This window comes from Intrasporangium mesophilum (assembly GCF_054783095.1).
In genome coordinates this window covers 1-11,362 of the sequence record NZ_BAAGRF010000001.1, presented here as the reverse complement: position 1 = coordinate 11,362, position 11,362 = coordinate 1, and the positions used below count along the sequence as shown (strand labels likewise).

The window sequence follows — 11,362 nt, the reverse complement described above, 5'->3', positions numbered from 1 at the left end:
CGTCTCACTCGAAGAGCTGGAGGACCTCCGTGAGCACTCGCTCCCTGCGCCCGTCCCTTTCGTGGCTGTCCCGGCGCAAGCGGACCGGCATCCTCGCGTTCCTGGCCGCGGTGCTTGCCGTCGCAGGACTGGCCCCTTCCACGCTGGGCGCGAACGCCGCCCCCGGCGGCAACCACGAGGCGCCCTCGGCATTGCGTGCCGACGGCCGGGATCGCCCGGCGGATCTCGAGGACCTCGGGGCGGTCACGCTGTCGTGGCAGCTGCCCGCCATCCGTGCCCAGCACGCCTACGAGATCGTCGTGTCGAGCACGAAGAACCTAGCCGATGCCCACCAGGGCGACGTGTGGAGCACGGGCAAGGTGGTCTCCGCCGACCAGACCGGAATTCGCTACGCCGGTCCGGCGCTCGCGGGCTCGGAGCGGTACTTCTGGTCGGTCCGTGTCTGGAACGATGGGGACGAGGTCATGCCGTGGTCGGACGTGTCCTGGTTCGGCACGGGCCCCGGGTCGAGCTGGTCCGGCGCCACGCCGGTCTGGACTCCCTCGCGCACGTCGGACTGGACCGACTACACCGCCTCCTTCGACCTCACCGTCACGTCCGTCGCGACCGGGGTCTTCTTCCGGTCTCCTGACAGTGGCGACGCCTACATGTGGCAGTTCCGTGCTGACCGGAACCAGCTGGTGCCACACCGGCTCGTCGGCGGCAGCTACACGGCGCTGGACCCGGTCGCCCTGCCCGCAGGCATGATCACCCTCGGTCGCCCGGTCCACGTCGAGATCGCCGTGGATGGGTCCACCATCACGACCACGGTCAACGGGACCCAGGTCGACCAGCGCACGCTCGCGCTGTTCTCGAGCGGGATCATCGGCTTCCGCAACGGCAGCACCGAGTCCGGCCGGTTCGACAACGTCCGGGTCATCCAGCACGGCACCGGGCGCGAGCTCTTCGCCACCGACTTCTCCACCGCGGGCAACCCGTTCGCCTGCGGCTCCGTGGTCAACGGGGCGCTCGAGGTCGGTAAGGGACAGGCCTGCCTGCTCAAGGGATTCGGCAACGAGTGGGCGCTGCTGCGCAAGGACGTCACCCTGCCGGACAAGCCGATCGCCTGGGCGAGCCTCTTCGCGACGGCGACTAGCTGGTCGGCCTCGCGCCAGTACGTCTACAAGTTCGCCGTCAACGGCACGTTCGTCGGCCTGGGCCCGACGGCGTCCATGGGCAGCGAGACCCGCTACGACGGCTTCGACGTCACCTCCCTGCTGCGGCAGGGTGGCGCGAACACCCTTTCAGCGCAGGCCTACTCACGGGCCTCCGACCCGCGGCTCATTGCCAGCCTCGTCATCCAGTATGCCGACGGGACGCGCGACGTCCTGGGCACGGGCAGCGACTGGCAGGCGATGTCCGGAAGCCTCGTCTACCCGGACGCAGGGTCCTACGGCACCTCCACCTACACGGCGCCGAAGGAGAACCTCGACGAGCGGGAGTACCCCTCCGGCTGGGATCAGCCCGGCTTTGACGCCTCGGCGTGGCATCCCGCCGTCGAGCGCAGTCCGATCCCGAACCTGCAGGCGGCCCCGATGTCGAAGGTGACCCAGCAGGAGCACGCGCCGGCGTCCATCACCGATCTCGGCGGCGGACACTACATCGTCGACTTCGGCCGGACCTGGCTCGGCGGTGTCAGCTGGGACATCAGCTCCGCCACCGCCGGACAGTCGGTGCAGCTGCGGTTCGGCGAGGTCGTCGAGAACGGGTCGGTCCGCTACAAGACGCGCTCCGGGGCGACATATCTGGACACCCCGACCCTCAAGGACGGAGCGCAGCACCTCGACACCTGGGGCCTGCGAACGTTCCGGTACGTCGAGGTGGTCGACTCGCCGGTTCCGTTGACGCCGCAGTCCTTCCGCGCGCTTGCGCTGGTGTACCCGTTCGACCCGGCCGCCTCCCAGTTCCAGGCCTCCGACCCGAGCCTGGTTCAGGTGTACGACCTGTCGAAGAACACGATCGAGGCGGTGAACCAGAACTTCTACACCGACTCCTACGAGCGGGAGCGCACGAACTACGAGGCCGACAGCTACCTCCAGCAGATGTCGTCGCTGTACCTCATGGACGACCTGTCCCTGGGTCGCTACTCGATGGACTACTTCAAGACCAACCGCACCTGGCCGACCGAGTGGCCGGTGTTCGTCGTGCTCGCGGTGCACGACGCCTGGCGGCAGACCGGTGACACGCAGCAGGTCGCCGCCTACTACGACAACCTGGTCACCAAGCTGCCCACCGAGAAGTGGTGGAACCCGACGACGCATCTGGTCGACAAGACGTGTGGCGCCGACGGCGTCAACGGATGCAAGGGCTCGACGGACGAGGACATCGTCGACTGGCCGCAGAGCCAGCGCGACGGCTACGTCTTCCGCGAGCACAACACCGTGGTCAACGCGATCTCCTACCGGGCTCTCGTGGACATGTCACAGCTGGCGACGGCGATCGGTCGCGACGCCGATGCCCAACGGTGGGCGGACCAGGCAGCGTCGCTGCGAGACGCGATCAACACCTACCTCTACGACCCCGTCAAGGGCGCCTACGACGACGGCGCCGACGGGTCGCTGCAGCGGACCGGGCACTTCGCCGTGCAGGCAAGTGCGTTCGCGCTCGCCTTCGGGGTGGCCCAGCCGGACCAGGCCGAACGCGCTGCCAGCTATGTCGCCAGCCGCGGACTGGCCTGCAGCGTCTACTGTGCCGGGTTCCTGATCAAGGGGCTCTACGACGGTGGGCAAGGCCAGGCAGCGCTCGACCTGCTGACCTCCACCGGGACCCACAGCTGGATGCACATGATCGCCCTGGGCGCCGGGGCGACGATGGAGGCCTGGGACGCCGCGGAGAAGTCCAACCTCAGCTACTCACATCCGTGGGCAGCGTCGCCGGCGTTCGTCGTTCCCGCCGGACTCTTCGGGATCCAGCCCGACCAGCCGGGGTATGCCGCGTTCACCATCAAGCCGCAACCCGGGAGCCTGCAGTGGGCGTCCCTCCGTGTGCCCACCGTGCGCGGGTCGGTCGGGGCGGCGTTCGACCAAGGCGACGGCGGGACCGCGACGCTGGTCGCGTCGGTGCCCGGCAACACCCGGGCCACGGTCGCCGTGCCGACCACCGCGACCTCGCGCACCAGGGTCTACGTCGACGGCCGGCCGAGCTGGGCGACACCCCAGGGCGGCTATGTCACCTTCACCGACGTGCTGGCCGGCTGCCACGTGTTCTCGGCGACCGCTCAGCCCCCGGCCGCCGTCCTCGACCGCCTGACGACGGTCTGCACCGAGGCTCCGCGCCTACCGGGGAACGGCACGTAACCGGCATACCCCGTCCCCTCTCCCCAGGAAACCGCAGGTCAGTATGCCGGGGTTCGTTCTGGCGCCTCGGACGGTCGGCTCATCACCTCACAGTCCCGACGTTGCTGATGAGAGGGATGGCCTGATGTGGGCCACCACGGGTGGAGGCAATCCTCTACACTAGAGGCACTGGTGTTGAGGTTTTCCGACGGGAGGTTGGGGAATGGCTCCGACGAGTGGTGATCTGCTCCTCAGCCTGCCCGACACTTTCCGCTACTCCGAGGCACTTGAGCACATCAGCGAGCGCCAGCTTCGACGCCTCATCGGGGACGGCAGCATCATCGCGCTCGCGCGCGGTCTTTACCGCAAGAGCGACTGGCTGGGCGATGAGGACCTCGTCGAGGTTGCCCTCAAGGCGCCAGAGGCGACCCTGTGTCTGCGGTCGGCGCTGGCACGTCACGAGTTGATCGACGACATCCCGGCGGAACTTGACGTCGCGATCCCGCGTGGCTCGTGGACCCCGGAAACAACTGCACCAGTCAGGTGGCGCCACTTTGACCCAGTCACTTTCGATCTCGGTCGTGGCCTGCTGGACATCGACGGCGGCCGGAGCATCGGGCTCTACGCTGCCGATCGGAGCATCATCGACGCGTTCAGGATGCGCCACCTTGAAGGAGCAGACCTGGCCAACGAGGCCCTCAAGCGATGGCTGCGTCAAGGCGGACAGCCGTCGGAGCTGATCGCGCTGGCGCGCTCGTTTCCACGCACGCAGTCCGCGCTGCGCGAGACTCTGGAGATTCTGCTGTGAGCCGGGTGACGAGAGGCACGCCGTCGGGCGATGCCTACCTGGACCTCCAGAATCAGGCTCGCCGGTCGCGTCGGCTCACCCAGGAACTGTTCCTGCTCTACGCGCTCGAAGGTTCCTCGCCCGGCTCTCCGTCAGCGACCTGCGGGACCGCTGCGTGCTCAAGGGCGGCGTGCTGCTCGCAGCATTCAACTCGCGACCGGGTGCATGTCGAGGCGCATCTTGCCAGCGCGAGGCTACCGTTCCAGGTCGACGCAAACGTGGGCGACCCGATCTGGCCGTCGCCCACGACCGTTGCGGTGCCTCGACTACCAGGCGGCGAGCCGATCGAGCTGCGTGGCTACCCGATGCACATGGTCCACGCCGAGAAGATAGTCACGCCCGAACAGTTCGCGTCGGTCCTCGAAGTCGTTATCGCGTTCGCTGACCCCGTGTTGACCGGCTCTGCCCGTGACCGGACGTGGAACCACGAGACCGGAGTCTGGGAGTAGGCCCGATCGGATCACCTCTGCCCCGCTCGCGCAGCCGACCGGTGGCGTGCGAGTCAAGGGGCGAGCCGTGCTCGATCGCGTAGCGACGCCGATTGGCAGCCCATCAGCCTGGCGCAGATCGAAACCGGAGCTTGGCTGGGCGTGCAGCCAATCCGGATACCGGCCGGCGGCGAACCCCAGACCGGAGACGGTCGACAACGACCCCCCGTCTGAAGCAGAGCAGGATGGACGGCTGTGTCTCCTCGTCAAGGAGGAAGAACAGATGCGCACCAGCACCACTCGCACCCGCACCACTCGGATCGCCGGCGCCAGCCTCGCTGCCGCCGCCGCCATGGCCCTCTCGGTCGGTCCGGCATTCGCGGCAGACGGATGGGTCAGCGCCAACCTGCGGCCCGTGCCCGGCAGCGAGGTCACCGGATCCGGCACCGCGCAGGTGACCGTGACCGGCAACACCATCAAGGTCGAGATGGCCGCCAGCGGACTGCTCCCCGACCAGCCTCACGCCGCCCACATCCACTTCGCCGCAGCCGCTCGCCACGAGTGCCCCAGCATCAAGGACGACACGAACGGCGACGGCACGATCAACACGACCGAGGGCGGCCCGGCCTACGGCGACATCGTCGTCTCGCTGACCAAGACCGGCGACACCAGCCCCAAGAGCGGCCTCGCCGTCGACCGCTTCAGCACCGCACCCGGCGGCAACATCAGCTACGAGCGCGGCAGCATCAAGGTCTCCGACGGGGTGGCCGAGGCCATCTCCAAGGGCCAGTCCGTCGTCGTGATCCACGGCGTCGACCACAACCACGACGGCAAGTACTCCGGCAACACCAAGAGCGACCTCGACCCGAAGCTGCCCACTGAGGCGACCGACCCGGCGCTCTGCGGCGCCCTGCACGTCGCACCCGCCGGCGGCATGCACACCGGTGGTGGCCTCAGCGCGACCACGAACACCAACGGCATGCTCCTGGCCGTCGGCGGCGTCACCCTCCTGGCCGCAGCAGGCTCCGGCGCGTTCGCTACCCGCCGCGCCAACCGCTCGCGCGGCTGACGCACCCCCATCGGGGAACGAGCGTCCCGTGACCGAACCGGCACGCACACCGCCCGCCCCCGGCCGCCGCGTCACCCCGCGTGTCGCGGCGGCCCTGGCCGCGACTGCCGTCCTGCTCGTCGTGGGAGTCGTCGCGCTCGTCCTCGGCTTCCGGGGGACACCGCCGGACATGAGCAGGTCGGGCACGTCGGGTCCGCACCCTCCCGCGCCCGGCCCGGCGGTCCCCGGCAGCGCGAGCATCCCAGGCTCTCCTGGGGGCCCAACCGCCACGCCGGCCGGACCGAGAGGTGCCAGCGGCAGGTCCACGTCGACAGCGCCGGGCGCGCTGGCCGCGTCCGCACCGGCATCTCTGGAAATCCCGTCGATCGGGGTTCGGTCGCGCACCTTCGTGCCGCTCAGCATGCAGCGCGACGGCACCCTCTCGGTTCCCGACACCGCCCAGGAGGTCGGGTTCTACGACGCTGGCCCCACCCCCGGCGAGCTCGGGCCCTCCGTCATCGCCGCGCATGTCGACACACCCGCCGGCGTCCCGGGTGTCTTCGCGGAACTACGCAGGGTCAAGGCCGGCGATGTCGTGCAGATCGGCCGCCGCGACGGCACCCGCCTCACCTTCACGATTGACAGGGTCGCCGCGTACAAGAAGACAGCCTTCCCGACCGACCTCGTCTACAAGAGCGACTTCCAGCGTGCCGAGATCCGGCTCGTGACCTGCGGAGGGCCGACCGACAGCCGAAACGAGTACCGCGACAACATCATCGTGTTCGCCCACCTGAGCCACGTCGGCTGACGCTGCCCAGAGCTGTGAGGCGCAGCCGGGCAGCCGCGGGCGGTGAGGCGATGTGTCGCACATCAGGTGGCACTGATCCGTCGCACCTCAGCTGGCACAAGTCATAGTGTGGTGGGCCCCGTCGGGCTCGAACCGACGACCGGCGGATTAAAGTCCCGTCCGGACCGTCCTGTTCAGTCGACGTGGGCGCGGTTTTGTGCTTCAGCGTGGTCGTCCAGCACCGTCAGTCCTGGCTCGTCGGGCCCCGTGCTGAGCAGGGGTGTAGCAACGCGTTAGCAACAGCGTCAGGCCTAGTCACGGCCCGGGGCTCACGCCTCAAGGTGCACCACAGGCGCGTGGCGTTGGGTTCGCCGCAACTGGTCAGCGTGCACGGGGACGTGACCGCGGCGGATCAGCACAACTGCCCAGCTCAGGTCGCCAGCTTCACGACGGAAAGAGCTGCGATGCCCTCCGGCTGAGCAGGTACTCCTGCATTTGCCCTTCGTGCCGTGGCGATTCCGCTCCAGGTGCGGGGGCGTCCAGACGCCAGTAGAGCTGACGGACTCTTCGTGCTGAGTGCTGCTGTGCGAGCTCCCGCGCTTCCTTTAGCGTGAAGAGCCACACGGTGTCCGTGTCGAGCGCGACGAGCGCAAGTAGCTGGGCTGGAAGCAGATGCGGGAAGTACCAGCCCCGCACCAGTGGGCCACGCCCCCCGGCAGGCCTGGGTCCAACGTTGGTCTTCACCTGTACTGTGCTGGCAGATCGGTCCCTCGGGGCGTAGACCACCAGATCGATGCCCGCATCAGTAGTCATCCGAGCGCTGTCGATTTCGGACTTGAGCAACTGATACTGCACGAGTAGCTCGCCCGCAGCGCCGATGTGCTGCGTGTTCATCTCCCGAGGCTAGCGCCGACCACATCAGCGATGCCCAGCGTCGGCCTCAACGGATCGAGGCCGACGTGATCGCCGCTAGGCGAGGGCCGCGGCCTGGGCCTGAGGCTGAAGGACTTGGACTCCACCATCCGGCGTTCGACGCAGCTGAATCACCTGGCGGTTCGACTGTGTCAAGATCGCTGGCGCGTCCGGGAGGCGCGCCGCCGCCTCGGCCAAGCGCGACAAGGTGGCGCTCAGTCGATCAGCCTGCTCTTCCCTACTACCGGACGCGAAGAACGACGCAGGCCGGACCGGCCGCTCCGCTATACGCCAGAGCAACCCACGCAGTCGTTCTTGGGCTTCGGCATTCTGCTTGAGGGCCTTGTGGAGCTCTGACTCAAGATGGTGGACGTGAACCTCAGGGTTGGCCAGGGCGGACTCGATAGACGTCAGAACTTGAGCGCGAGAATCCAGGCACAGCGATTCATACAGAATCGCCACGCGTCTCGGAAAAGTATTGAGCTGTCCTGACCCGCCGCCAAGGACACGGTCCATGACCTCAAGATCGACAACCCTGTTTTTGCGGGGCGGCAACTTCCGCAAGCCGCGTTCCCACTCGTCGAGCCACTTCATGGCGCGGTGTCGGATATCGCGAAGGTTGTTGCGGGCCGTGCCAAGCCCGATGGAAGACGGGATACTGATCTTGTCGAGCAGCGCCGCGCGTCCTTGCTCCAACGCTTCGACAGCACTGGCAAGTTGGGCATCAGTACGCTCATAATCGGCTTGCTCGATTCGCAAGCCAGTCTGGAGGATCGCGTCCAGTTTCTTGTCCTGCTGGTGTCGAGCCAGCATCTCTGCTCCGACCGCAAGACCGAGCAGCGCAACGAGCGGACCGAGCGCCAAACCCGCCCCAGCCCCGACACCGACACCGGTGACAGGGACGAGCCGTGCGTGGCCGCTAATCGCACTGCCACCGGATCGGACCATCCCGCGGAAGCCTCCGCCCAGGGCGGGAACAAGGTTCTGCAGAGTTGATCCCGTTGGCAGCTCCAGCGTGAACAGCGATGCACCATTCAGGACGGCCGACGACGCTCCTGCCCGTGACGCTATCGTCGTCAACTGACGCGCCAGCTCGCTCGTGGCGTTCAGCGCGGGCCCCCACCCCTCACCCCCGTCCGTGGTCGAGGCGCTCCACTCGATCAGCGCCCCCCGCCCGGTGGCCAGCAACTCCCACGGGCTCGTCGTGCCGTCCCCAGACCCGTCGGGGTCGAGCGGAACAACGGCCCCGTCCGGGGACCGCCCGTCTTCAGCCATGGTCTCTCCGGAGGTCTGGGTCAAGGCGTCTGACCAGCAAAGCGCCCCGGTCAGTCAGAGAATCAGCAGCGAATATAGCCAGCGAGACCCTGCTCTGCGGAGGTTTCGCGGAACCGCGGTTGAGGCCTGCGCGAGGGGTGAGACAGGTGTCGGTGACCAGCAACTCCATGGTCAGTGGCGATGTCCATCCCAGCAGCGGGAGTCCGACGAGGGTTTGTAGATGCTAGATCGCCCGTCCGCGGCTGGGTCGCCTCGTCAAGACAGCCGAGCCAGTGACGACGTTTCGACGTCCTACGGAGTGGGGTCGGCGCAGCTCCGTGATGCGACGTCGGACGGATGAGGAGTCCATTCCTTGGAGGTTGAGGGGCGGGTCAATTGCCTCGAGCACCTCGCGTTCGAGCCGCCCCAGCGTGTCAGCATCTTTGTAGGGGATCGCGACCACCTTCAGGTGCGCCTCCATCCATTGGCTTAGGGCCGTCTCGTCGATGGTCGGGCTTCCATGGGCGTGGGCCAGGATGGACCCGAGAGTCCGTCGGAAGGTGGAGAACTCGTGTCGTCCGCCGAGGTGCATTCCGGTGATCCGGGACCAGAGCGTGTTCTGCGATCGTCGGCCACTGGGCCACCGGGTTGCCCCCGCGAGACCGGCGTAGATCAGCCCGGGGTGGATCAGCAGGTCCAGGCCCTTGGTCAGGTGGGCAGCACCTGTTGCGTCGACCCACCAGCTGTACAGGCCAGGCTGCTTCATGTCGGCGCTTCCCCCTGCGATGAACTCGTCGGGGGAGGCCGCGCTGGATTCGTCCATCAGTAGCGCCGCGAAGCGGGCGGCGTCCTCGTAACTCTGTCGGCTGGCAGTCAGGCCAACGGGGGACTGTCGTGTGAGGTCCTGCTCGTCGTACCAGTGCAGCCGTTGGCCCTGGGTCAGCCCGTCGAGAGGAGCTCGGATCACAGCGCCCTTGGCTTCGAGAGGCGCTCTGACGGCGTCCACATACGGGGCCGATGCGTGAACCTCGATGACTTTACCGGCGAGGGATCCGACGAGAAGCTCAAGCCGCTCGGCCGCCCAGGCTCCCCACGCTGTGCGGTACGTCCGGGGTGTGTCGGGAAGGTATCTCTCGTAGGGGGCGAGCCACTCGTCGGGGGCCACGAGCCCGTGCTCTGCCGAGAGGATGAACCAGGGCCTGCCTAGCCGCTCGGCGTAGGACCGCTCCTTGTGGAAGAGCGCAGAGACGTACAGGTTCTTCGCAGCCGCGGGCACCTTGAGCTTGCTCTTCACGCACGTAACCAGCAATACGTCGGCATGCGGCCGCTCGTCCGTAGTCGGAGTGGCTGACTCGGGCACGACGCTGGATGGGGCAGTCGAGGACACGGCCGCGATGCTGACGTTGGCGTCGGGATCTCGGGCGAACGTCACGTCTCGGCCCATGACCAGGTTGGTCACCCTGAACCCGACCGAGCGCCAGGCGTGTACGTGTGTCCGATCTCCCGACCACCAGGCGCGGTGTTTCGACGCGGATGGTGGCAGCCCGCCGACGATCTCGTCGAGCTCGGACCACGTCAGCGTGACAGTATCGCCGGTCTGGCCCAGCCACGCGGTCAGCAAGTTCCAGTTGGCCACCGGGTCAGTCTCCACCCCCATCGCTTTGGCCGCGCGGCGGTGAGCACGATCTCAGTACTGGGTGCGGCCGCGGGTGTGGCCGCCTGTCGGATGACACGGTCGACCATGACTGCGACTCGACATATGGGCGTCGGCGAGCTCAGCCCGGACATCGCCGAAGCTGATCAGAGCAGCTCAAGCCGACGGGGGACTAGAGCTCGACGACTCCTTCAGCGGCACCGCCGCCTATGACCGTGGTCCGCCACCGTCCGGGTAGTCCGGCCCGTACCCATGTGCCACCACGAAGGCTGCAATGCTGCCGTACTCGGCCTTGATCACCTTGGTCTCGGCGCGCCGGTCGTGAGTCTGAACAAAGTAGGCCTGCTTGGTCGTCTCTTGCCCACATCCGCAGAAGCACTTTCCCGTTGGCTCCATGAGAACCTCCCTATCCCTAGGCCTATATCCTGACCAGGTGCCAGGCGATGTCACACCCCGGGAGCTCGCAGCTGAGCTCCATGTCAGCGACCGCGCCATCCGGCAGTGGCTGCGCGAACAAGGCTGGCAGTCCGTGCCCTACGCGCGCTGGCGACTTTCATCCGACCAGGCCGAACAGGTCCGCAAGCACTTTCAAGCAGCAAGGCGACCGTAGGTCGTACGTCCCGCTCTCGTCAGGAACGCCCTTGGGGCTGACCCGCAGCGTGGTTCTGCTCGTCGAGTTCATGCCACCCCTCCCAGGCGGATTGACGGGTTACTCCGAGCGTTGCGGCGATTTCGGTCCACGACAGTCCGGCCACTCGGGCGTGTCGCACGGTGACAAGTTCGGTCATGTCGCACTTGCTCCGGTTGCTGCGCGAGGGTGTGCCCGTGCATGTGGTGGCCAAGCGGCTTGGACACAAGGATCCCTCGGTGACATTGAACGTCTACGCAGACGCGATTCCGGACGACGACGGCCGAGCGGTCGCGGCATTCGCACGAGTCGTCTGGGGTCCGTGACCAGGTGCCGTTAGCAAATCTGTCGCAGAACACCAACCGCCTCGGCCTGCGTCGACCGCCGATGCCTTGGATGACGTGCGGAAACGTGTGGTGGGCCTGTTGACCTCCGGCTGATGGTTGACAGTTCGATGCCGGTTGATCCTTGACACTCGAATCTGTTCAGT

Annotated in this window: 10 protein-coding genes; 6 read left to right on the top strand and 4 right to left on the bottom strand. The window is 67.3% G+C overall.

The window, feature by feature from the left end; genetic code table 11:
- Positions 1-29: 29 nt before the first annotated feature.
- The 5 genes from ACYVLP_RS00050 to ACYVLP_RS00030 all read left to right on the top strand — a co-directional run bounded on the left by ACYVLP_RS00050 (position 30) and on the right by ACYVLP_RS00030 (position 6,445).
- Positions 30-3,335 carry a family 78 glycoside hydrolase catalytic domain gene (locus ACYVLP_RS00050; RefSeq protein ID WP_460625305.1) on the top strand — a complete coding sequence of 1,102 codons (3,306 nt, stop codon included), beginning with the start codon at positions 30-32 and terminating at the stop codon, positions 3,333-3,335.
- Between the two features lie 202 nt (positions 3,336-3,537).
- The gene (locus ACYVLP_RS00045) at positions 3,538-4,122 is read left to right on the top strand and encodes a type IV toxin-antitoxin system AbiEi family antitoxin domain-containing protein (RefSeq protein WP_460625304.1); all 585 of its coding nucleotides are present in this window, start codon (positions 3,538-3,540) and stop codon (positions 4,120-4,122) included.
- A gap of 200 nt (positions 4,123-4,322) precedes the next feature.
- The gene (locus ACYVLP_RS00040) at positions 4,323-4,610 is read left to right on the top strand and encodes a hypothetical protein (protein ID WP_460625303.1); all 288 of its coding nucleotides are present in this window, start codon (positions 4,323-4,325) and stop codon (positions 4,608-4,610) included.
- Between the two features lie 262 nt (positions 4,611-4,872).
- A complete protein-coding gene (locus ACYVLP_RS00035; protein WP_460625302.1) occupies positions 4,873-5,658 on the top strand; it encodes a hypothetical protein in 786 nt (261 codons plus the stop codon).
- A 28-nt stretch (positions 5,659-5,686) separates the two neighbouring features.
- On the top strand, positions 5,687-6,445 hold the full coding sequence (locus tag ACYVLP_RS00030) for a sortase domain-containing protein (RefSeq protein ID WP_460625301.1): 759 nt from the start codon (positions 5,687-5,689) through the stop codon (positions 6,443-6,445).
- A gap of 423 nt (positions 6,446-6,868) precedes the next feature.
- On the opposite strand, the gene ACYVLP_RS00025 is transcribed toward ACYVLP_RS00030, so the two are convergent.
- The 4 genes from ACYVLP_RS00025 to ACYVLP_RS00010 all read right to left on the bottom strand — a co-directional run bounded on the left by ACYVLP_RS00025 (position 6,869) and on the right by ACYVLP_RS00010 (position 10,640).
- Positions 6,869-7,318 carry a hypothetical protein gene (locus ACYVLP_RS00025; protein WP_460625300.1) on the bottom strand — a complete coding sequence of 150 codons (450 nt, stop codon included), beginning with the start codon at positions 7,316-7,318 and terminating at the stop codon, positions 6,869-6,871.
- 75 nt (positions 7,319-7,393) lie between these two features.
- Positions 7,394-8,611: a hypothetical protein gene (locus ACYVLP_RS00020; RefSeq protein ID WP_460625299.1), complete on the bottom strand. Its 1,218-nt coding sequence runs from the start codon at positions 8,609-8,611 to the stop codon at positions 7,394-7,396.
- A gap of 223 nt (positions 8,612-8,834) precedes the next feature.
- A complete protein-coding gene (locus tag ACYVLP_RS00015; RefSeq protein WP_460625298.1) occupies positions 8,835-10,226 on the bottom strand; it encodes a DUF6884 domain-containing protein in 1,392 nt (463 codons plus the stop codon).
- Positions 10,227-10,451: 225 nt separating this feature from the next.
- The gene (locus tag ACYVLP_RS00010; protein WP_460625297.1) at positions 10,452-10,640 is read right to left on the bottom strand and encodes a hypothetical protein; all 189 of its coding nucleotides are present in this window, start codon (positions 10,638-10,640) and stop codon (positions 10,452-10,454) included.
- Positions 10,641-11,030: 390 nt separating this feature from the next.
- On the opposite strand from ACYVLP_RS00010, the gene ACYVLP_RS00005 reads away from it, so the two are divergent.
- Entirely contained in the window at positions 11,031-11,198 is a 168-nt protein-coding gene (locus ACYVLP_RS00005) for a hypothetical protein (RefSeq protein WP_460625296.1), read from the top strand.
- The last annotated feature ends 164 nt before the right edge of the window (positions 11,199-11,362 follow it).